This window comes from Xylophilus rhododendri, from assembly GCF_009906855.1.
Taxonomy (GTDB): Bacteria; Pseudomonadota; Gammaproteobacteria; order Burkholderiales; family Burkholderiaceae_C; genus Xylophilus; species Xylophilus rhododendri.
This window is the reverse complement of sequence record NZ_CP047650.1, coordinates 4,404,414-4,425,955: the sequence shown is the minus strand read 5'-3', so window position 1 is coordinate 4,425,955 and position 21,542 is coordinate 4,404,414. Positions and strand designations below refer to the sequence as shown.

Genomic DNA, 21,542 nt, shown 5'->3' with positions numbered 1-21,542 from the left:
TCTTTGTGGACTGGCGGATCAGGCCCGGCCGTAGCGATCCTCGAAGCGCACGATGTCGTCCTCGCCCAAATAGGGCCCGGACTGCACCTCGATCAGCTCCAGCGGAATCTTGCCCGGATTCTCCAGCGCGTGAATCACACCCACCGGGATGTAGGTCGACTGGTTCTCGGTGAGCAGCACTTCCTTGTCGCCCAGCCAGACCTTGGCCGTGCCCGACACCACCACCCAGTGCTCGGCGCGGTGGTGGTGCATCTGCACCGACAGCTTCTGGCCCGGGTTCACGGTGATGCGCTTGACCTGGTAGCGGTCGGCCTGGTCGATCGAGTCGTAGGAGCCCCAGGGCCGGAACACCTCGCGATGCAGGCCGGCTTCGGGGCGCTTGCCGGCTTTCAGCTTGTCGACGATCTTCTTGACGTCCTGCACCGCGCCGCGGGCCGCTACCAGCACCGCATCCGAGGTCTCGACGACCACCACGTCGTCCAGGCCCACCACCGCCACCAGACGATGGTCGGCATGCACATAGCTGTGGTTCACGCCGTGCAGCAGCACGTCGCCGCGGGTGGCGTTGCCCTGCGGGTCCTTGGTGGCCACGTCCCATACGGCGTTCCAGGCGCCCACGTCGCTCCAGCCGGCCGACATGGGGACGACCTGCACCTTGTCGGACTTCTCCATCACCGCGTAGTCGATGGAGTCCTCGGGCGAGGCACTGAAGGCGTCCTTGTCCAGGCGCAGGAAGTCGAGGTCCGCGCGGGCCTTGGCGACGGCCGAGCGGGCGGCCTCGGCCACGGCGGGCGCGAAGCGGTCCAGTTCCGCCATCAGCACCGAGGCCTTGAACAGGAACATGCCGCTGTTCCAGAGGTGGCGGCCGTCGGCCAGGTACTTCTGCGCGGTGGCCAGGTCGGGCTTTTCCACGAAGGCGGTTGCCGGGATGGCATGGTCGCCCGACAGGCGTTCGGCCACCTGGATATAGCCGTAGCCGGTCTCTGGCGAGGTCGGCACGATGCCGAAGGTGACGATGGCACCGGACTCGGCCGCCGGAATGCCGATCCGCACGGCCTGCTGGAAGGCTTGCGTATCGCCGATGACATGGTCGGCGGCCAGGATCAGCAGCAGCGGGTCGGCGCCGTCCGCCATGGCAGCGGCGGCTGCCGCGGCGATGGCCGGCGCCGTGTTGCGGCCGACGGGTTCCAGCAGGATGGCATGGGGCTTGATGCCCAGTGCATGCAGTTGCTCGCCCAGGATGAAGCGGTGGTTCTCGTTGCCCACGATGAGGGGCGGTTGTACGTCCGGCAGGCCTTCGAGCCGCGCCAGCGTCAGCTGGAACAGGGTGCGCTCTTCGGTCACGCCGAGAAACTGCTTCGGATAAGCCGAGCGCGACAGCGGCCAGAGACGCGTGCCGGAGCCGCCGGACAGAATGACTGGAATCATCGGGAAGACTTCGGCGGAAGTGCGAGGGAGAGGGGAAGGCGGGAAGTGCGCGCGAGTATAGCCAGCCCTCCCCCGGGACCCGAGCCTGGACGGGGGCGGAGATACCCGCCCTCAATGGTCGTGGTGCAGGTAGTCCGGCTGCCTCGGCAGGCGCAGGCTGACCAGGAAGGCGATCGCCATCATCGCCGTGACATACCAGTAGAAGCTCTGCTGCCAGCCGATGTCCTTCAGGTAGAGCGCCACGTACTCGGCGGTGCCGCCGAAGACCGCGTTGGCGATGGCATAGGCAAAACCCACGCCCAGCGCCCGCACCTGCGGCGGGAACATCTCGGCCTTCACCAGGCCGCTGATCGAGGTGTAGAAACTCACGATGGCCAGAGCCAGCACGATCAGGCCGAAGGCGGCGTAGGGGCTCTTGACCGACTGCAGGGCCAGCAGGATGGGCACGGTGGCCAGGGTGCCGAGAGCGCCGAACAGCATCATGGAATTGCGCCGGCCAATGCGGTCGGCCAGGGCGCCGAAGAGCGGCTGCATCAGCATGTAGACGAAGAGCGCCCAGGTCATGATATCGGTGGCGGTGCGCGCCGACATGCCGGCCGAGTTCACCAGGTACTTCTGCATGTAGGTGGTGAAGGTGTAGAAGATCAGCGAGCCGCCGGCCGTGTAGCCCAGCACCGTCAGGAAGGCCGGCGTGTGGTTGCGGAACAGCGCGCCCAGGCTGCCTGCTTCCTTGTTGGCGCGGGTCTCGGCGGTGGAGGTCTCGCGCAGGGTGCGGCGCAGCAGCATGGCGACCACCGCGGTGACCGCGCCGATCACGAAGGGGATGCGCCAGCCCCAGGCGTGCAGTTCGGCGTCCGACAAAAAGCCCTGCATCACCACGATCACCAGCGCCGCCAGCAGCTGCCCGCCGATCAGCGTGACGTACTGGAAGGAGGCGAAGAAGCCGCGCCGCCCGCGCAGCGCCACCTCGCTCATATAGGTGGCCGAGGCGCCGTATTCACCGCCGACCGACAGGCCCTGCAGCAGCCGGGCCAGCAGCAGCAGCGCCGGCGCGGCCACGCCGATGGCGTCGTAGGTGGGCAGGCAGGCGATCAGCAGCGAGCCGCCGCCCATCATCACCACCGAGATCACCATCGAGAGCTTGCGGCCGTATTTGTCGCCGATCAGGCCGAACAGCCAGCCGCCGATGGGCCGCATCAGAAAGCCCGCGGCGAACACGCCGGCGGTGCTCAGCAGTTGCACCGTCGGATCGGCCTTGGGGAAGAAGGACGCCGCGAAGTACAACGCACTGAAGGCGTAGACATAGAAATCGAACCACTCGACCAGGTTGCCGGACGAGGCGGCGACGATGGCGAAGACCCGCTCCCTCGTCTCCTTGGCGGTGTAGTGCGGTGGGGTGGCTGATGCGGAGGCTGGGGAACTCATGTCTATCCTGTTGTTGTCGGTTTTTGGCAAGGATCTTGCGCCGACCGCCATGACAGCCGGTTACCTAGGGTAACCCCTGGGTACTTCCCGAGCGTTTCAGTGCGCCTCATGACCGTGGCCCCTCCGCGGCCATGGGCGTTTGCGCGGTGATGCGGGGCGCTACCATTGCGCGCCCTCCTTTCGTCGTCCACGACGCCCGGAGCGCATGCCCATGAGCCCGCCCCACGCCGACCAGCCCGCCGACGCCAGCCTTCTGCCGCAGGAGCTGGACGAAGCCGCGCGCGCCCAGCAGGTCAGCCGCGAGGCGCTGCTGCTGGCCATCGAGGCCGCCGAGGTCGGCACATGGGACCTGGACCTGCGCACCCAGGTGCTGACCTGGCCGCCGCGCACCAAGGCCATGTTCGGCATCTCGCCCGAGGTTCCCTGCAGCATGGCCGACTTCCACGCCGGCCTGCATCCGGACGACCGCGAGGCCACCGCTGCCGCCTTCGACTCGGCCATCGACCCGGCGCGCCGCGCCACCTACGACGTGGAGTACCGCACCATCGGCAAGGAAGACGGCCGGGTGCGCTGGGTGGCCGCCAAGGGCCGCGGCGTGTTCGATGCGCAGGGCCGCTGCGTGCGGGCGCTGGGCACCGCCATCGACATCACCAGCCACCGCGCCGCCGCCTCGCGCCAGGCCTTTTTGCTGGCCTTCGTGGATGCGCTGCGGCCGCTGGCCGATCCGCGCGCCATCATGGAGGCCGCCGTGCGCCTGCTGCGCCAGTACCTGGGCGCCAGCCGCGTCGGCTATGCCGCGATCCGCGAGGACGAGAAAAGCGTGCTGCTGGAGATCGACGCGGTCGAAGGCGTGGCCTCGCTGGCCGGCCCCTACCCGCTCCACACCTTCGGCGACGGCAACATCGCCCTGCTCAAGCAGGGCCGCACCGCCACCTTCGAGGACGCCTCCACCGTGCCGGAGAACGTGCAAGCCCATCTGGAGCGCATGCAGATCCGCGGCCAGATCGCCGTGCCCTTCCTCAAGGACGGCCGGCTGCGCGCCACGCTCTACGTCAACCAGGCCACGCCGCGCATCTGGCTGCCGGAGGAGGTCGCCACGGTGGAGGATGTGGCCTCGCGCACCTGGGACGCGCTGGAGCGCGCCCGCGCCGAGCAGGCCCTGCGCGAGGAGAGCCGGGCGCTGGAGACCCTCAACCACACCGGCGCGCTGCTGGCCGCCGAGCTCGACCTCGACAAGCTGGTGCAGCGGGTGATCGACGCCTGCCGCGAACTCACCGGCGCGCAGTTCGGCGCCTTCTTCTACAACGTGCTCGACGCCGCCGGCGAGAGCTACATGCTCTACGCCCTCTCCGGCGTGCCGCGCGAGAGCTTCGCCGGTATGCCGATGCCGCGCGCCACCGTGCTCTTCGGCACCACCTTCCGCGGCGAAGCGGTGATCCGCTCGGCCGACATCACCCAGGATCCACGCTACGGCCACAATGCGCCGCACGCCGGCATGCCGGTCGGCCACCTGCCGGTGCGCAGCTACCTTGCGCTGCCGGTGGTCACACGCACGGGCGAGGTGATCGGCGGCATGTTCTTCGGCCATCCGGGCGCCGATGTCTTCACGCCGAGGGCCGAGCGCATCGCCGTGGGCATGGCCTCGCAGGCTGCCATCGCCATCGACAACGCGCGGCTCTTCCAGGCCGCGCAGCGGGCGCAGGAAGGCCTGCAGCAGCGGGTGCAGGAGCGCACCGGCGAGCTGGAGCGAGCCCACGAGCAGCTGCGCCAGTCGCAGAAGATGGAGGCCGTGGGACAGCTCACCGGCGGCATCGCGCACGACTTCAACAACCTGCTGCAGGGCATCACCGGATCGCTGGAGGTGGTGCGCCGGCGCATCGCCGCCGGCCGCACGGAAGACCTGCAGCGTTTCATCGACGGCGCCATCCAGTCTGCGCGCCGGGCCGCCGCCCTCACCCACCGGCTGCTGGCCTTCTCGCGCCGCCAGCCGCTGGCGCCCAAGGCGGTGCGGGCCAATCCGCTGGTGCAGTCGATGGAAGAGCTGCTGCGCCGCACGCTGGGCGAGCGCATCGGCCTGGAGCTGCAGTTGCAGCCCGAGCTGTGGCCTACCCGCTGCGACGCCAACCAGCTCGAAAGCGCCATCCTCAACCTCTGCATCAATGCGCGCGACGCCATGCCCGATGGCGGCCAGCTCACCATCGCCACCCGCAACACCCGTATCGAGGCGGCCGAAGCCGCCGGCCGCGAGGACCTGAGCCCCGGCGAATACATCTGCCTGCGGGTGGCCGACACCGGCACCGGCATGAGCGCCGACGTGCTGGCCCATGCCTTCGACCCTTTCTTCACCACCAAGCCGATCGGCCAGGGCACGGGCCTGGGCCTGTCGATGATCTACGGCTTCGCCCGCCAGTCCGAGGGCCATGTGCGCATCGACAGCGAACCGGCCGCCGGCACCACCGTCAGCCTTTACCTGCCGCGCCACCTGGGCCAGGCCGAGCACGACGAGCATCCGCCCGCCGTCGAGGCGCAGGCGCCGCTGCAGGCCGGCAAGACGGTGCTGGTGATCGAGGACGAGGAGGTCGTGCGCAGCCTCATCGTCGAAGCGCTGCGCGAACTGGGCTGGCGGGCGCTGGAGGCAGCCGACGGGCCTTCGGGCCTGGCCATCCTGCAGTCGGCGCAGGCGATCGACCTGCTGGTCACCGACGTCGGCCTGCCCGGCCTCAACGGCCGCCAGGTGGCGGATGCGGCGCGGCTGCAGCGGCCCGAACTGCCGGTGCTGTTCATGACCGGCTATGCCGAGAACACGGTGCAGTCCGAAGGCTTCCTGGAGCCCGGCATGGCCCTGCTGACCAAGCCCTTCACCATGGACGACCTCGCCGCGCGCCTGCGTGCGATGGTGGACGGCGCATGAGACTGCGGCACTGGATGGCCGGCGCCCTGCTGGCCTGCGCGCTGGGCGCGCAGGCGCAGGAACTGCCGCCTGGCGTGCGCCTGGGCATGGGCCTGCATGAGCTGCAGTCGGTGCTGCCCTCGCTGGAACGGGTGCGCCGCCCGCAGCGCATGGGCGGCGGGCTGGTCGGCGGCTGGCAATCGAGCGGCGCGCAGTTGGCCGGGCTGAGCGGCACGCAGACCTTCTTCCTGGCTGGCGGCGCGCTGCGCCGCGTCGAATTCCTGGCCGACACCCAGGCCCTGGCCGACGGCGGCGCGGCCGCCTTCGACAGCCTGCTCGCCTGGGGCCGCGGCCGCTACGGCGCCGAGCGTGTGTCGCAGGACGCGAGCAGCCGCTATGCCGCCTGGAGCGATGCGGACACCGACGTCTATGTGCGCCTGCTGGCGCCGCCGCGCGCCGGGCTGCAGCTGGTGATCGGCCAGCGCCCGCCGCGCGACGATTCCAATCTCTGAAGCGGCTCAGCCGGTATTGCGCAGCCCGGCGGCGATGCCGTTGATCGAGATGTGGATGCCCGTCTGCACCCGGTCGTCGCCCTGCCCGGCCCGGTAGCGCCGCATCAGCTCCACCTGCAGGTGGTGCAGCGGATCGATGTAGGGGAAACGGTGGCGGATCGAGCGCGCCAGCGAGCTGTTGTGCGCCAGCCGGCTCTTGTCGCCGGTGATCAGGTTGAGCGCGTCGTTGGTGCGCTTCCACTCGGCCTCGATCATGCCGAAGACCTTCTTGCGCAGCCGCGCGTCGGGCACCAGCTCGGCATAGCGGCCGGCCAGGGCCGGATCGCTCTTGGCCAGCACCATGTCCATGTTGGACAGCAGGGTCTTGAAGAAGGGCCAGGTCTTGACCATGCGCTGCAGCAGCGCGACGCGGCTGGCGCGTTCGGTCTTCGAGGGCTGGGCGCCGTCGGCCAAGAAGGCCTCCACCGCCGAGCCGAAGCCGTACCAGCCCGGCAGCGTCAGCCGGCACTGGCCCCAGCTGAAGGACCAGGGCACCGCCCGCAGGTCCTCGATGTTCTGCTGCGCCTTGCGGGAGGCCGGACGCGAGCCGATGTTGAGTTCGGCGATCTCGCGGATCGGCGTGCTGCCGAAGAAGTAGTCGGCGAAATGCGGGGTCTCGTAGACCAGCTGGCGGTAGGCCGCCATGCTGGCCCTGGAGATCTCGTCGGCCGCCGCCAGGAACTGCTTGGTCGCCGGCTTGGCCGGCTGCAGCAGCGTGGCTTCGAGCGTGGCGGCGACCAGGGTCTCCAGGTTGCGCCGGCCGATCTCCGGGTTGGCGTACTTGGAGCCGATCACCTCGCCCTGCTCGGTCAGCCGGATCTGGCCGCGCACGGTGCCGGCGGGCTGGGCCAGGATGGCCTCGTAGCTCGGGCCGCCGCCGCGGCCGACCGTGCCGCCGCGGCCATGGAACATGCGCAGCTGGATCGGCGTGGCGGGCACGGCCGGCCGGTCTTCCGCCGGGTTGGCCGGCAGGCCTTCGAGCGCCATGCTGTCGAAGAACTCGACCAGCGCCCCGCCGGAGCGGTAGAGCTCCCAGTTGCTGGTGAAGATGCCGCCGTCCTTGTTGCTGTCGGAGTAGCCCAGCATCACGTCCTGCTCGCCGCCGCTCCTCTGCACCAGCGCGGCGATGCCGGGCAGGCTGTAAAAGTCCCGCATGATGGGCGCGGCGCTGCGCAGGTCGCCGATGGTCTCGAACAGCGGCACCACGATCAGGTCGTTGACCGCGCCGCTGTCGAGCGTGCCGCGCAAGAGGCCCACTTCCTTCTGCAGCAGCAGCACTTCCAGCAGGTCGCTCACCGCCTCGGTGTGGCTGATGATGTAGTGGCGGATGGCGTTCCTGCCGTAGCGCTCGCGCATGGTGCGGGCGGCTTCGAAGATGGCAAGTTCGCTGCGCGCCAGGTCGGAGTATTCGATGCCCACCACGCGGAGGGTGCGGGCGTCGTTGAGCAGGGACAGCAGCAGCTTGCGTTTGGCGGCCTCGTCCAGCGCGGCGTAGTCGGCTTCGAGGCGGGCCGTCTGCAGCAGCTCGGCGACCACCGCCTCGTGTTTGTCGGAACTCTGGCGCAGGTCCACCGTGGCGAGGTGGAAGCCGAAGACCTCGGCCGCGCGGATCAGGGGCTTCAGGCGCTGCTGGGCGATGGCCTCGCCATGCTGAGCCAGCAGGGATGCCTCGATCACCCGCAGGTCGGCGACCAGCTCCTCCGACAGCAGATAGGGGTTCTGGGGTGCGACGGCGTGACGGGCCGCCTCGCCGCCGGTCAGCTGCTTCAGGGTGGCGGCCAGGCGGGCGTACATGCCGGTGAGGGCGCGGCGGTAGGGCTCGTCCAGGCGGTGCTCGCTCTGGTCGGGGCTGCTGCCGGCCAGGGCCTGCATCTCGGGGCTGAAGTCCACCAGCCGGGCCGACAGCGACAGCTCCGCGCCCAGGCGGTGCAGCTCGGTGAGCTGGTAGCGGATGGCCACCTCGCTCTGCCGGCGCAGCGCGTATTCGAGCGTCTCGGCGGTGACGTTGGGATTGCCGTCGCGGTCACCGCCGATCCACTGGCCCATGCGGAAGAAGCTGGCCACCGGATAAGCGCCCAGCTCGCGCTCCAGGCCGGCATACAGGCGCGGCACCTCGCGCAGGAAGGTGGCCTCGTAATAGGACAGCGCGTTCTCGATCTCGTCGTTCACCGTGAGCTTGGAAAAGCGCAGCAGCCGGGTGTGCCAGAGCTGCATCACCCGCGCCCGCAGTTGGGCCTCGTTGGCGGCCAGCTCGCGCGGCGCGAGGGCATCCTTGGTGGCAGCCGAGAACTGGGCACGCGCCTTGACCTCGTCGCGCGCCGTCAGCAGCTGGGCGATGCCGCGCTCGGCATCCAGGATGCTCTTTCGCTGCACCTCGGTGGGGTGGGCGGTGAGCACCGGCGAGACGTAGCTCGACGCCAGCGTCTGCGACAGCTGCTTGGGCGAGACGCCGGCCCAGCGCAGCCGGGCGAGCGCCACGTCGATGCTGCCTTCCTGGGTGTCGCCGGCGCGTTCGTGCTCGATGCGGCGGCGGATGTAGTGGCGGTCTTCCGCGAGATTGGCCAGGTGGCTGAAGTAGGTGAAGGCGCGGATCACCATGACCGTCTGGTCGGCGGTCAGCGCCTTGAGCAGCTTCTTGAGCGCCCGGTCGGCCTCGTGGTCGGCATCGCGCCGGAAGGCCACCGAGAGCTTGCGCACCTGCTCGACCAGTTCGAAGGCCGCCTGGCCGTCCTGCTCGCGGATCACGTCGCCGAGGATGCGGCCGAGCAGGCGGATGTCGTCGACCAGGGGCTGCTCGATGTCCTTGCGGCGCCGCACGGGCGTTTTGGCGTTGGGGGACGGGGCGGCCTTGTCGGTCTGCTGCACGGTTGTTCTCCTCGTGTTGGGACGGTCTTCTATGGTGCGCTGCAGCAATGCTAGCATCGCCGGCTTCGCCGCCCCAGCTCTTTGCAGCTCTTTCTTCGCCGTGAGTTCCCAAGCCCTGTCCATCGTCATCGCCACCCGCGAAAGCCGGCTCGCCCTCTGGCAGGCCGAACATGTGGCGGGCCTGCTGCGCGAACGCGGCCACACGGTGAGCCTGCTGGGCATGACCACCCAGGGCGACCGCATCCAGGATCGCCCGCTGAGCAAGGTCGGCGGCAAAGGCCTGTTCGTGAAGGAGCTGGAGCTGGCCCTTGAAGACGGCCGCGCAGACATCGCCGTCCACTGCCTCAAGGACATGCCGATGGACCTGCCCGAGGGCTTCGAGATGGTCTGCGTGATGGACCGCGAGGATCCGCGCGACGCCTTCGTCTCCAACCACCACGCCACGCTGGAATCGCTGCCGCAGGGCGCGGTGGTCGGCACCTCCAGCCTGCGCCGCCAGGTGCTGCTGCGCGCGCTGCGGCCGGACCTGCGCATCGAACCGCTGCGCGGCAATCTCGACACCCGGCTGCGCAAGCTCGACGAGGGCGGCTACGACGCCATCGTGCTGGCCGCCGCCGGGCTGATCCGGCTGGGGCTGCAGTCGCGCATGCGTTTTGTCTTCTCCCCGACACCCAGATGCTGCCCGCCGCCGGCCAGGGCGCGCTCGGCATCGAGATCCGCACCGGCCGCCACGACCTGGCCGAGGCGCTGGCGCATCTGGACCACCGCGAGACCTGGCTGACCACCAGCGCCGAGCGCGCCGTCAGCCGCGCCATGGGCGGCAGCTGCTCGATGCCGCTGGCGGCCTTCGCCACGCTGTCGGGCTCCACCTTGAGCCTGCGCGCCGCCTGGGGCGATGTGGAGGGCGACGGCCCGCTGATCGAAGCCGCCGCCGAAGGCCCGGTGCAGACCATCGCCGATGCCGCCGCGCTGGGCGAACAGGCCGCTGCCCGGCTGCGTGCCGGCGGGGCGCTGCAGGGCCGCTGAATGCGGGTGATCGTGACCCGCCCCGCCGCCGAGTGCGAGTCGTGGTCCGGGCTGCTGCGGCAAGCGGGCTTCGATGCCGTGGCGCTGCCGCTGATCGCGATCCATCCATTGGCCGAACCTGGCCGCGCCGCGCTGCTTCAGGCCTGGGCCGGGCTGGGCTCCTGGCGCGCCGTGATGTTCGTCAGCGCCGCCGCCGTGCAGCATTTTTTCGACGCGGCCCCCGAGGGCTCCGCCTGGCCGGCCGGTACACGCGCCTGGGCGCCCGGGCCGGGCACGGCCGCCGTCCTGCTGGCGCGCGGCGTGGCGGCGGCGGACATCGACCAGCCGCCGCCCGACGCGCCACGCCTGGACTCCGAAGCCCTCTGGCAGGCCGCCGGCCACCGCATCGCGCCGGGTGACGGCGCGCTCATCGTGCGCGGCGCCGAGCAAGGCCAGGACGACCCCGCACGGGCCGGCCATGGCCGCGCGTGGATGGCCGAGCGGCTCTGCAGCGCCGGTGCGCTGGTCTCGACCATCGCCGCCTACAGCCGCGCCGCGCCGGCCTGGACCGCCACGCAGGCGGCCGAGGCCGCGCGGCTCGCCAGTCCGGACAGCGCCTGGGTGTTCAGCAACTCCGAGGCCGTCACCCATCTTTTCGCGCTCCTGCCGCAGGCGGCAGCCGCCTTGCGCCTGGGCGGCGCCATCGCCACCCATCCCCGCATCGCCGCCGCCGCCCGCGCGGCCGGCTTCGCGCGGGTGATCGCGGCATCGCCGGGCCGCGATGGGCTGATCGAAGCGCTGCACACCCTGGAGCGGTCTATAGAATCGGCCGGATGAGTTCCGTGCCCCTGCCCGATCCGCCCACGGCGACCCCGGTCCCACCCGTCGCCGCGCAGCCTTCGCTGGCCCGTCCCATGCTGATCGGCGTGGGCATTCTTTCCGCGCTCGCGCTGGCCGCCTCGGTCACGCTGTGGCAGCGCCTTTCATCCATCCAGGAACAGCTGGCGCGGCAGAGCGCCGATGCCGGCGGCCAGTCCATCGAAGCCCGCGCCATGGCGCGCCAGGCCCAGGAAGTGGCGCAGGATTCCATCTCCCGCGTCGGCGTGCTGGAAGCCCGGCTGGCCGAAGTCTCGCTGCAGCGCTCGCAGCTCGAAGAGCTGATGCAGAGCCTGTCGCGCTCGCGGGACGACACCTTGGTGGTGGACGTGGACTCCGCCCTGCGCCTGGCCCAGCAGCAGGCCGAACTCACCGGCAGCGCCGAGCCCCTGCTGGCGGCCCTGCGCAGCGCCGACCAGCGCATCGCCCGCGCCGCCCAGCCACGCCTGGCGCCGGTGCAGCGCGCCATCGCCCGCGACGTGGAGCGCGTGCGCGCCGCCAGCGTGACCGATGTGCCCGGCCTGCTGCACCGGCTCGACGAGCTGGTGCGTATGGTCGACGAGCTGCCGCTGCAGAACGCGGTGGCCCAGGCCGCCGCCATGCACGGCAGCGCGGCACCTGTTCCCGCGCCCGACGTGGCCGCGGATCCGTGGTGGCGCGCCGCCCTGCGCCAGGCCTGGTTCGCGGTGCGCGACGAAGCCCGCGGCCTGGTGCGCGTGAGCCGCATCGACCAGCCCGAAGCCGTGCTGCTGGCGCCCGACCAGGCTTTCTTCCTGCGCGAGAACCTGAAGCTCAAGCTGGTCAATGCCCGCCTGGGCGTGCTGGCGCGCCAGACCGACGCGGCCCGCTCCGACCTGGCGGGCGCCGCCTTCGCGCTGCAGCGTTATTTCGAGCCGACTTCGCGCCGCGTGGCCGTCGCCGGCGACCTGCTCAAGCAGGCCCAGGCGCAGGTCAGCAGCGGCGCATTGCCGCAGCCGGAAGAGACGCTCGCCGCCCTGGCCACGGCCGCCGCCGGGAGGTAGACCGCCATGCGTGCTGCCCTCTGGTTCGTCGCCCTCTTCGGCATTGCCGTGGCGGTGGCGCTTTTCGCCGGCAACAACCAGGGCACGATCACCGTGTTCTGGCCGCCCTACCGCATCGATCTTTCGCTGAACCTGGTGCTGCTGATCCTGGTCGGCGGCTTCACCCTGGTCCATGTGGCCCTGCGCGCCCTGGCCGCGCTGCTGGACCTGCCGGTGCAGGCCGGCCGCTGGCGCCAGCAGCAGAAGGAACGTGCCATGCACGTGGCCCTGCTCGACGGCTTGTCGCACCTGACGGCCGGCCGCTTCATCCGCGCCCGCAAGGCGGCCGAAGCCGCCATCGGCCATGAAAAAGCCCTGGTGGGCACCGCCGAGCCGCTGGCCCATGCGGTGCAGGTGCGCGCCCTGGCCCACCTGATCGCCGCCGAAAGCGCCCATGCGCTGCAGGACCGCGCCGCGCGCGAACGGCACCTGCAGCAGGCGCTGGAGCAGACCGCCACCAACCCGTCCGCCCCGCGCAGGAAGCCCGCGAAGGCGCCCAGCTGCGCGCCGCCAGTTGGGCCCTGCAGGACCGCGATGCGCCCGCCGCGCTGGCCCTGCTGGAACAGCTGCCGCAGGGCGCCGCCCGCCGCACCCTGGCACTGCGCACCCGCCTGCGCGCCACCCGCCTGGCGCAGCAGACCCAGGCCGCGCTGGAAACCGCGCGCCTGCTGATCAAGCACCGCGCCTTCTCCTCCACCGCCTCGCACAGCATCGTGCGCGGCCTGGTGATCGAGCTGATCAACCAGGCGCACGACGTGAGCCAACTGCTCAAGCTCTGGCAGTCGCTCGACGCCGGCGAACGCGCCATGCCCGAACTGGCCGTGCATGCCGCAGAACGCCTGCGCCAGCTCGAAGGCGACGCCACCCTGGCGCGCACCTGGCTGCTGCCGGCCTGGGAAACGCTGGTGAGCCAGCCGGGCTCGCTGGCCGAGGCGCTGGAGATCAAGCTGGTGCGGGCGCTGGAAGACAGCCTGTCCGACGTCGATCCGCAATGGCTGGGCCGCATCGAAAGCGCCCAGCAGCAGAACCCGCGCGATCCGCTGCTGCAGTACCTGGCCGGCATCGCCTGCCTGCGGCTGCAGCTCTGGGGCAAGGCGCAGAAGCTGCTGGAGCAGGCCAGCCGCCAGCTGCCGCACGCGGCCCTGCGCTGCCGCGCCTGGCGCGCGCTGGCCGTGCTGGCCGAGCAGCGCGGCGATGTCGAGGCCACGGCCGCGGCCTGGCGGCGCGCCGCCGAACTCTCCGATTAGCGCCGCCGCCTAAAATCACCGGCAACCGCCTCTTTCAGACCGCCACGACGGCACCGCTCGGTGCCGTTTTCATTTGAAGAACACGCCATGAGCGAAGACATCCAGCAGCCCGGCCTCAACAGCCTCTCCAAGTCCTTCGAGCCCGCCGCCCTGGAGGCGCACTGGGGGCCGCTGTGGGAAGAACGCGGCTACGGCCGTGCCGGCTGGCGCGGCACCGGCGAGGCCAAGGCCGGCCAGGGCGCCTTCTCGGTGCAGCTGCCGCCGCCCAACGTCACCGGCACCCTGCACATGGGCCATGCCTTCAACCAGACGGTGATGGACAGCCTGGTGCGCTACCACCGCATGAGCGGCGACAACACCCTGTGGGTGCCCGGCACCGACCACGCCGGCATCGCCACCCAGATCGTGGTGGAACGCCAGTTGCAGGCGCAGGGCCAGAGCCGCCACGACCTGGGCCGCAAGAACTTCGTCGCCAAGATCTGGGAATGGAAGGAGCAGTCCGGCAACACCATCACCACCCAGATGCGCCGCATGGGCGACAGCGTGGACTGGCAGCACGAGTACTTCACCATGGACGACAAGCTGTCCACCGTGGTGACCGACACCTTCGTGCGGCTCTACGAGCAGGGCCTGATCTACCGCGGCAAGCGCCTGGTGAACTGGGATCCGACGCTCAAGACGGCCGTGTCCGACCTGGAAGTGGAGTCCGAGGAAGAGGACGGCTCGCTCTGGCATATCCGCTATCCGCTGGCCGACGGCTCCGGCTCGCTGGTGGTGGCCACCACCCGGCCCGAGACCATGCTGGGCGACACCGCCGTGATGGTGCACCCGGAAGACGAGCGCTACCGCCACCTGATCGGCCAGCGCATCGCCCTGCCGCTGTGCGACCGCACCATCCCGGTCATCGCCGACGACTACGTGGACAAGGCCTTCGGCACCGGCGTGGTCAAGGTCACGCCCGCGCACGACTACAACGACTATGCCGTCGGCCAGCGCCACGGCTTGCCGATGATCGGCATCCTGACGCTGGACGCCACCGTCAACGACAAGGCCCCGAGCCCTACCGCGGCCTGGACCGCTTCGTGGCCCGCAAGAAGGTCGTCGCCGACCTGGAAGCGCTCGGCCTGCTGGTCGAGGTGAAGAAGCACCGCCTGATGGTGCCGCGCTGCGCCCGCACCGGCCAGGTGGTCGAGCCCATGCTCACCGACCAGTGGTTCGTGGCGGTCAACAAGGTGGGCGAAGGCGACGCCACCGGCAAGTCGATCGCGCAGAAGGCGATCGACGCGGTCGATTCCGGCCAGGTGCGTTTCGTGCCCGAGAACTGGGTCAACACCTACAACCAGTGGATGCACAACATCCAGGACTGGTGCATCAGCCGCCAGCTCTGGTGGGGCCACCAGATCCCCGCCTGGTACGACGAGGACGGCAAGGTCTACGTGGCGCGCGACGAAGCCGAGGCTCAGGCCAAGGCACCGGGCAAGACGCTGACCCGCGACGAGGACGTGCTCGACACCTGGTACTCCTCCGCCCTGGTGCCCTTCTCCACCATGGGCTGGCCCGCCGCCGAGCAGTCCGCGCAGGCAGGCGGCACCAGCGACTACGACCTCTACCTGCCCTCCTCGGTGCTGGTGACCGGCTACGACATCATCTTCTTCTGGGTCGCCCGGATGATCATGATGACCAGCCACTTCACCGGCCGCGTGCCCTTCCGCGACGTCTACATCCACGGCCTGGTGCGCGACGCCCAGGGCAAGAAGATGAGCAAGTCCGAAGGCAACGTGCTGGACCCGGTCGACCTGATCGACGGCATCGCCCTTGAGCCGCTGCTGGGCAAACGCACCACCGGCCTGCGCAAGCCCGAGACGGCGCCGCAGGTGCGCAAAAACACCGAGAAGGAATTCCCGCAGGGCATCCCGGCCTACGGCGCCGACGCCCTGCGATTCACCTTCGCATCGCTGGCCTCGCTGGGCCGCAGCATCAACTTCGACAGCAAGCGCTGCGAGGGTTACCGCAACTTCTGCAACAAGCTCTGGAACGCCACCCGCTTCGTGCTGATGAACTGCGAGGGCCGCGACTGCGGCCTGCAGCAGCACAGCAAGGCCGACTGCCAGCCCGGCGGCAGCGCCCACGGCTACCTGAAGTTCAGCCAGCCCGACCGCTGGATCGTCTCGGCCCTGCAGCGCGTCGAGGCCGAGGTCGCCAAGGGCTTCGCCGAATATCGTCTCGACAACGTCGCCGGCGCGATCTACGAATTCATCTGGAACGAGTTCTGCGACTGGTACCTGGAAATCGCCAAGGTACAGATCCAGACCGGCGACGAGGCCACCCAGCGCGGCACCCGCCGCACGCTGATCCGCACGCTGGAGACCATCCTGCGCCTGGCGCATCCGCTGATCCCCTTCATCACCGAGGAACTCTGGCAGAAGGTGGCCCTGGTGGCCGGCCGGCTGCCGGAGGGCGCGGCTTCGGTCAGCGTGGCCGCTTATCCGCAATCGGATTCCGACCGGATTGACAGCGCCGCCGAGGCCTATATGGCCCGCCTGAAGGCCGTGGTGGACGCCTGCCGCAACCTGCGCGGCGAGATGAACGTCTCGCCCTCCACCCGCCTGCCGCTGTTCGCAGTCGGCGACGCGGCTTTCCTGCGCGAAGCGGCACCGGCGCTGCAGGCGCTGGGCAAGCTCTCCGAGGTGCGGGTGTTCGAGGCCGAGGCCGAATGGGCCGCCGCGGCGCAGGCTGCACCTGTGGCGGTGATCGGCGAATCGCGCCTGTGCCTGCACATGGAGATCGACGTGGCCGCCGAGAAGGCCCGCCTGTCCAAGGAAGTGACGCGGCTCGAAGGCGAGGTCGGCAAGGCCAATGCCAAGCTGGCCAACGAAGCTTTCGTCGCCAAGGCCAAGCCGCAGGTGATCGAGCAGGAGCACAAGCGCCTGGCCGATTTCAAGGCCACCATCGAGCGGCTGCAGGCCCAGTTGTCACGACTCGGTTGAATATCGCGGCGACACTTCAAGTTACCTAGACTTGTGTGTAACTGCGATGCTCGTATGGTTTAGCATCTGCGAGTTATTCGCATGCGTGCGTTTTTTGCCACGGATTTGACATAGGAATCGACTGCATGAGTTCTTCCCGCACCCGCATCACCAAGGCTGTTTTCCCCGTGGCGGGCCTTGGCACCCGGTTCCTGCCCGCGACCAAGGCACAGCCCAAGGAAATGCTGCCGGTGGTCGACAAGCCGCTGATCCAGTACGCCGTCGAAGAGGCCTACGCCGCCGGCATCCGCCAGATGATCTTCGTGAACGGCCGCAGCAAGCGCTCGATCCCGGACCACTTCGACACCGCCTTCGAACTCGAGTACGAGCTCGAAGCCGCCGGCAAGAAGGAACTGCTGGCGATGGTGCATTCCATCAAGCCGGACGACATGGAGTGCATCTACATCCGTCAGGCCAAGGCCCAGGGCCTCGGCCACGCGGTGCTGTGCGCCCAGAGCGTGGTGGTCAACGAGCCCTTCGCCGTGCTGCTGGCCGACGACCTGATGGTCGGCAAGCCGCCGGTGCTGCAGCAGATGGTGGAGCAGTTCCAGGAATGGCAGGCCTCCATCCTGGCGGTGCAGGAAGTGCCGGACGAGCAGACCAAGCGCTACGGCATCGTCGCCGGCACGCCGGTCAACGACCGCCTGATGGACCTGAGCCACATGGTCGAGAAGCCCGCCCCGCAGGACGCCCCTTCCCGCCTGGGCGTGGCCGGCCGCTACATCCTCACGCCCGGCGTGTTCCGCGAGATCGCCACCCAGCCGCGCGGCGTGGGTGGCGAGATCCAGCTGACCGACGGCATCGCCGCGCTGATGCGCCGCGAGAAGGTGTTCGCCTACCGCTACGACGGCCGCCGCTACGACTGCGGCAGCAAGGAAGGCTTTCTGGAAGCCAACGTGGAACTGGCCCTGGCGCATCCGCAGCTCGGCCCGGGATTCCGCGAATACCTCAAGGCGCTGCCGCTCTGAGCCTGTCCGCTTCGCCCAAACAAAAGGCCTGCTCCACGAGCAGGCCTTTTTTCATGGGGCGGGGCAGCGGGGTTAACGGGCTAGCGCCGGCGCAGCACGTGGATGTATTCGACACCCACCGTGTCCTGCCCCACCAGCTCGTTGCCGGTCTGGCGGGCGAAAGCCTGGAAATCGCGCAGCGAGCCGGCGTCGGTGGACACCACCTTGAGCAGCTGGCCGCTCTGCATATCCGCCAGAGCCTTCTTGGCCTTGAGGATGGGCAGCGGGCAATTCAGTCCGCGGGTGTCGATTTCCTTGTTCACTTCCATGGGGTCGTTCCTTCGCTAGCGCGCATTCTAGGCAGCCGGCGGTGCCGGGCTCGTGGGGACGATGGGCGGCCATTCCCGGTATTGGGGCTCTATCCCCTTGCTGCGCAGCCAGGCGGCCAGCGCATGGCCGGTGCCGGCCGGCCAGCAACGCAGATCGACCGGGTCGTACAGGCGGTAATCGGCCAGCTCGGGCGAGAGCCGCACCTCGCCGTCGGCCACCACGTGGTAGCAGATCAGCACCTCGTTGCGCTTCTGGAAATCCCAGACGCCCAGCAGTTGGGTGCGACTGACGATCAGGCCGGTTTCCTCGCGCACCTCGCGGCCGATGCCGTCTTCCGGAGACTCATCGGCCTCCATGAAACCGGTGATCAGCGCATACATCTCCGGATTGGCCCAGGCCGCGTTGCGCGCCAGCAGGATCTGCCCGCGGTACTCGACCACCGCGGCCAGCACCGGCGTGGGATTGTTCCAGTGGGTCCATTCGCAGGCGGGGCAGCGCAGGCGCAAGGTTTCGCCGCTGTCCTCCAGGGCAGCGATCAGGGCCAGCGGCGTGGCGCAGCGGGGGCAGAACTGAAAATCGGACGCCGGCATGGGCGCGCTCAGGCCGGGAACACGCCGGTCGACAGGTAGCGGTCGCCCCGGTCGCAGACGATGAACACGATGGTGGCGTTGCGCTCGCGCTGGGCGATCTGCTGGGCCACCCAGCAGGCGCCGGCCGCGGAGATGCCGCCGAAGATGCCCTCCTCGCGGGCCAGGCGGCGGCACATTTCCTCGGCATCGCCCTGGGCGACATTCACGGTCTCATCCACCAGCGTGCCGTCGTAGATCGCCGGCATGTATTCGGCCGGCCACTTGCGGATGCCGGGGATGCGCGAGCCTTCGGCCGGCTGCGCGCCGATGATCCGGATCGAAGGCTTTTTTTCCTTGAGGTAGCGTGCCACGCCGGTGATGGTGCCGGTCGTGCCCATGGCGCTGACGAAGTGGGTGATGTGGCCGTGCGTCTGCTCCCAGATCTCGGGGCCGGTGGTTTCGTAGTGGATGCGCGGGTTGTCGGGATTGGCGAACTGGTCGAGCACCCGGCCCTTGCCGTCGCGCTGCATCTGTTCTGCCAGGTCGCGGGCGTATTCCATGCCACCGCTCTTGGGCGTGAGGATGAATTCCGCGCCGAAGGCCTTCATGGTCTGGGCGCGTTCGACCGACAGGTCCTCCGGCATGATCAGCAGCATGCGGTAGCCCTTGATCGCCGCCGCCATCGCCAGCGCGATGCCGGTGTTGCCGGAAGTGGCTTCGATCAGCGTGTCGCCGGGATGGATCTCGCCGCGCTCCTCGGCGCGCTGGATCATCGACAGCGCCGGCCTGTCCTTGACCGAGCCCGCGGGGTTGTTGCCTTCGAGTTTGCCGATGACCACATTGCCCGACACGGCCGCCTCCGCGGCCCCGATACGCTGCAGCGCCACCAGCGGCGTGTTGCCGATGGTGTCTTCGATGGTGGGGTATTGCATGCACGCACTGTGCCATAATTTCCGGCTGACTTCTTAGCGTCGCCCGGGTGGTGAAATTGGTAGACGCAGGGGACTCAAAATCCCCCGCCGCAAGGCGTGCCGGTTCGATTCCGGCCCCGGGCACCACGCAATGGCGCCACTTTCCGAGTTTGCATGCGCCAACAAACCCTCAAGCGTTCCGCATCTGTTCTGCGCGACGTTCCGCATCTGCGTTTTTGACCCCGCCGCTTAGCCGCGTTGATCGCCTGAAAATTTCGCTAAAAAACTAGATGGCGCGTGCGCATGAAGTCGTGCGCTGGGGGCTGGGCGAGCCGGAGGTGCCTATACCGCTGTGACACCGTAAAAGTGCCAAAGTAGGACGACAGCAGCGGCTACAAGGCAAACAACCGCCCCGATGAGAACAACCAGCCAGCGGCGGTCGCCCGCCTCTTTATGCGCTGTTAGCTCTTGGAGCCGACTTTCCGACTCCCAGCTGTGCCGGAAGTCTGGCGGAGGTTCGGGCGGCATGGCTCAAGCCTATGCGCCTGTCCGAGGCGAGGATGCAACGCAATCGGCATCGCCGACCGGGTCTGCCGCCTCATTCTCATAGGGCTGCTCGTCAGCGGCCGCCAGCGCTAGCGTGCCGGCGTTCAGCGCAGCCTCATAGCTGCCGACGTAGCACTCAGCCACCATTTCGGTGATCACTCGCTCGCCATCGACATGCAGCACCACCCAGCGGAAGTGGCCAGGGTCGTCCGATAGCACTTGCAGCGCATGCGACGTCATGATGTCTTCCTCAGGTAATCACGCACCGCTGCCGCTGAGTTGCCGACCGCGGCAACGGCTTTGCGCAGCTGGTCTTCGGTGCAGCCCAAAGACCTCGTCCAGTCGCGGACTTCGTAGTCCTCGGTGAGGCTGATCTCTTTTCGGTCTTGGCCGGTGGCTTTCTTGTCGTCGCTCATGGTGTGGATCTCCGTGGAAGAAATGCCACGCTACCCCTAGGCATCAACGAGTGCTGTAAGCCGGCTTCCCGCGATGGCCGCTATCTCCGAAGTGCCTCATCAACCGATAGGCAGCGCGGGCAATCACCGTGTTGCTAGCCCTGTTCGACTCTCCTAAGATCTGTCTATGAGCAACCCGTTTTCCGCCGGCGAGCTGGCGGGCGCACTTGATGATCTTGGCTCTGCAGCTGGTGATCATCCAGTGCATCGACGCTCAGTGGAACCGTTGGTGCTTGACGCCATTGCCCTACTCAACAAAAAGTTCGGCCTTGGCAACCGCCACGCTGTTTTTGTGGCGGATTTGTTTTCCGCAGCGATCGAGGACGAAGCAGCAGGTGCTTTAAATGCGGCGTTTCTGAGTCAAATGGCTCAGAGGCTTCGGGGAATTGACCTCCCAGCTGGCAAGCCTTCTTTCTATCGAATTTCCGGACAGGACCCCGAGTCCATCCAGCATTCCACGCCCGAACTTCCATTCTGAAAATTTGTATGTGAGCTGGCCACGGCACTCCGTCGTATAGCAATATGTGCGCATGCACCACGATTTTTTGACGCCTGGCGCAAAGCTGGCAAAAGCTTTCGGCCTGTTGGCACGCATCGCGGCCACCGAGCGCTTCCCCTACTGCGCGACCACATCCGAAGAGGTCGATCAGATTCGGGCGTACGTCGCTGCCGGCTTAGTCGTGGCGGAATTTGCGGAGACTGCTTCTTGGCTGCCTGTCGGATGTGCTGCCGTCTCAGCGCTAACGCCGGAGGGCCGCACCGCAGCCAGGTCGATCCCGTTTCGTCGCTGAACAGCGGACTCGAATAGGCCGCGCAGGACGCGAAGAAACGTTTTGAAACGACACTCGCGGTGCGTGGAGTCCTACTGCCAAGCATGGCACCCAACCCGCCCCGCAGACCTCAAGAAGGCAGGCGGTCGCGACCGAGTTGGATGGACACCAAGTTTATGCAGCGTCTCGATGACGACTCCAAAGAAAATTGGCTTGATCGTCGGTTGACGCGATGGGTTGTTGCAGCGATCACGGCATTCATCCTGATCGCTGTTGCCGCTCACATCTTTCATTGGTGGGAGTTTCCCGGGTAGCTGCGGCCGAAGCCTTTAGGCTACTGGGCAACTCGTCCAGAAGGCGCGCTCTGCTCAATTGAAGAATGGTGCTCGGCGCGGCTCTGCTCGGAAGCCACTTGGGAAATAGGCCGATGGTGCTCCGCAAAATAGGCCATTAGTGCCTCATCGCGCGCCCTTTCGAGCTTCTTCGTTTTTTCGGACTCGCTATCGGTCGGGATGCGCTCTCCCACGACGGCGACAGCGCGTCTGTGGTCTTCATCGGCGCGTGCCCAGGCAAGGTAGGCGGGGTGCTGTCGGCTTGGCATAGGCGGCGTTTGTACCTCAACAACCTGACCGGTTGCTGC

15 protein-coding genes, 1 tRNA gene and 3 pseudogenes are annotated in these 21,542 nt (G+C 68.6%); 11 read left to right on the top strand and 8 right to left on the bottom strand.

The features are described 5' to 3' along the window. Positions 1–18: 18 nt before the first annotated feature. Both GT347_RS20495 and GT347_RS20490 read right to left on the bottom strand, forming a co-directional pair. Positions 19–1,428 carry a mannose-1-phosphate guanylyltransferase/mannose-6-phosphate isomerase gene (locus GT347_RS20495; RefSeq protein WP_160553958.1) on the bottom strand — a complete coding sequence of 470 codons (1,410 nt, stop codon included), beginning with the start codon at positions 1,426–1,428 and terminating at the stop codon, positions 19–21. A gap of 111 nt (positions 1,429–1,539) precedes the next feature. Beyond that, positions 1,540–2,853: an MFS family transporter gene (locus GT347_RS20490; RefSeq protein WP_160553957.1), complete on the bottom strand. Its 1,314-nt coding sequence runs from the start codon at positions 2,851–2,853 to the stop codon at positions 1,540–1,542. Positions 2,854–3,064: 211 nt separating this feature from the next. Here GT347_RS20490 and GT347_RS20485 point away from each other — a divergent pair, with 211 nt between their 5' ends. Both GT347_RS20485 and GT347_RS20480 read left to right on the top strand, forming a co-directional pair. Further along, complete coding sequence (locus GT347_RS20485) at positions 3,065–5,764, top strand: GAF domain-containing protein (RefSeq protein WP_160553956.1); 2,700 nt, start codon at positions 3,065–3,067, stop codon at positions 5,762–5,764. After that, the gene (locus tag GT347_RS20480) at positions 5,761–6,255 is read left to right on the top strand and encodes a hypothetical protein (protein ID WP_229722407.1); all 495 of its coding nucleotides are present in this window, start codon (positions 5,761–5,763) and stop codon (positions 6,253–6,255) included. The genes GT347_RS20485 and GT347_RS20480 overlap by 4 nt, the downstream gene beginning before the upstream one ends. A 6-nt stretch (positions 6,256–6,261) precedes the next feature. Here the strand turns inward: GT347_RS20480 and ppc are convergent, their stop codons facing one another. Continuing rightward, a complete protein-coding gene (gene ppc, locus GT347_RS20475) occupies positions 6,262–9,216 on the bottom strand; it encodes a phosphoenolpyruvate carboxylase (RefSeq protein ID WP_160553955.1) in 2,955 nt (984 codons plus the stop codon). Between ppc and hemC the strand changes: the two are divergent. The 6 genes and pseudogenes from hemC (at position 9,191) to galU (ending at position 17,342) form a co-directional block, all read left to right on the top strand. After that, positions 9,191–10,185: pseudogene (gene hemC / locus GT347_RS20470) on the top strand (hydroxymethylbilane synthase). The gene ppc and the pseudogene hemC sit on opposite strands and share 26 nt — an antisense overlap. Positions 10,186–10,197: 12 nt before the next feature. Beyond that, positions 10,198–11,001 (top strand): uroporphyrinogen-III synthase, encoded by an 804-nt coding sequence (locus tag GT347_RS20465; RefSeq protein ID WP_229722406.1) that lies wholly within the window; start codon positions 10,198–10,200, stop codon positions 10,999–11,001. After that, positions 10,998–12,062, top strand: a complete 1,065-nt coding sequence (locus GT347_RS20460) for a uroporphyrinogen-III C-methyltransferase (RefSeq protein WP_160553953.1) — start codon at positions 10,998–11,000, stop codon at positions 12,060–12,062. The genes GT347_RS20465 and GT347_RS20460 overlap by 4 nt, the downstream gene beginning before the upstream one ends. 6 nt (positions 12,063–12,068) lie before the next feature. Next, positions 12,069–13,348, top strand: a pseudogene (locus tag GT347_RS20455) (heme biosynthesis HemY N-terminal domain-containing protein). Between the two features lie 87 nt (positions 13,349–13,435). Continuing rightward, positions 13,436–16,335: pseudogene (locus GT347_RS20450) on the top strand (valine--tRNA ligase). A gap of 125 nt (positions 16,336–16,460) precedes the next feature. Then, complete coding sequence (gene galU / locus GT347_RS20445; protein ID WP_160553952.1) at positions 16,461–17,342, top strand: UTP--glucose-1-phosphate uridylyltransferase GalU; 882 nt, start codon at positions 16,461–16,463, stop codon at positions 17,340–17,342. A gap of 80 nt (positions 17,343–17,422) precedes the next feature. Here the strand turns inward: galU and GT347_RS20440 are convergent, their stop codons facing one another. Genes GT347_RS20440 through cysM form a run of 3 tightly spaced genes read right to left on the bottom strand, consistent with a single transcriptional unit; the run spans position 17,423 to position 19,152 of the window. Next, on the bottom strand, positions 17,423–17,650 hold the full coding sequence (locus GT347_RS20440) for a sulfurtransferase TusA family protein (protein WP_160553951.1): 228 nt from the start codon (positions 17,648–17,650) through the stop codon (positions 17,423–17,425). A gap of 27 nt (positions 17,651–17,677) precedes the next feature. Beyond that, positions 17,678–18,241 (bottom strand): NUDIX domain-containing protein, encoded by a 564-nt coding sequence (locus GT347_RS20435; RefSeq protein ID WP_160553950.1) that lies wholly within the window; start codon positions 18,239–18,241, stop codon positions 17,678–17,680. Positions 18,242–18,249: 8 nt separating this feature from the next. Further along, entirely contained in the window at positions 18,250–19,152 is a 903-nt protein-coding gene (cysM, locus tag GT347_RS20430; protein WP_160553949.1) for a cysteine synthase CysM, read from the bottom strand. 41 nt (positions 19,153–19,193) lie between these two features. On the opposite strand from cysM, the gene GT347_RS20425 reads away from it, so the two are divergent. Then, positions 19,194–19,278, top strand: a tRNA-Leu gene (locus GT347_RS20425). Positions 19,279–19,668: 390 nt separating this feature from the next. Here the strand turns inward: GT347_RS20425 and GT347_RS20420 are convergent. Both GT347_RS20420 and GT347_RS20415 read right to left on the bottom strand, forming a co-directional pair. After that, positions 19,669–19,917 (bottom strand): hypothetical protein, encoded by a 249-nt coding sequence (locus GT347_RS20420; RefSeq protein ID WP_160553948.1) that lies wholly within the window; start codon positions 19,915–19,917, stop codon positions 19,669–19,671. Then, positions 19,914–20,093 carry a DUF3606 domain-containing protein gene (locus GT347_RS20415; protein ID WP_160553947.1) on the bottom strand — a complete coding sequence of 60 codons (180 nt, stop codon included), beginning with the start codon at positions 20,091–20,093 and terminating at the stop codon, positions 19,914–19,916. Before GT347_RS20415 ends, GT347_RS20420 begins: the two co-directional genes overlap by 4 nt. A 166-nt stretch (positions 20,094–20,259) precedes the next feature. On the opposite strand from GT347_RS20415, the gene GT347_RS20410 reads away from it, so the two are divergent. Together GT347_RS20410 and GT347_RS20405 are read left to right on the top strand one after the other, a co-directional pair. Beyond that, on the top strand, positions 20,260–20,610 hold the full coding sequence (locus GT347_RS20410; protein WP_160553946.1) for a hypothetical protein: 351 nt from the start codon (positions 20,260–20,262) through the stop codon (positions 20,608–20,610). Between the two features lie 52 nt (positions 20,611–20,662). Next, on the top strand, positions 20,663–20,923 hold the full coding sequence (locus GT347_RS20405; RefSeq protein ID WP_160553945.1) for a hypothetical protein: 261 nt from the start codon (positions 20,663–20,665) through the stop codon (positions 20,921–20,923). Positions 20,924–21,542: the final 619 nt, after the last annotated feature.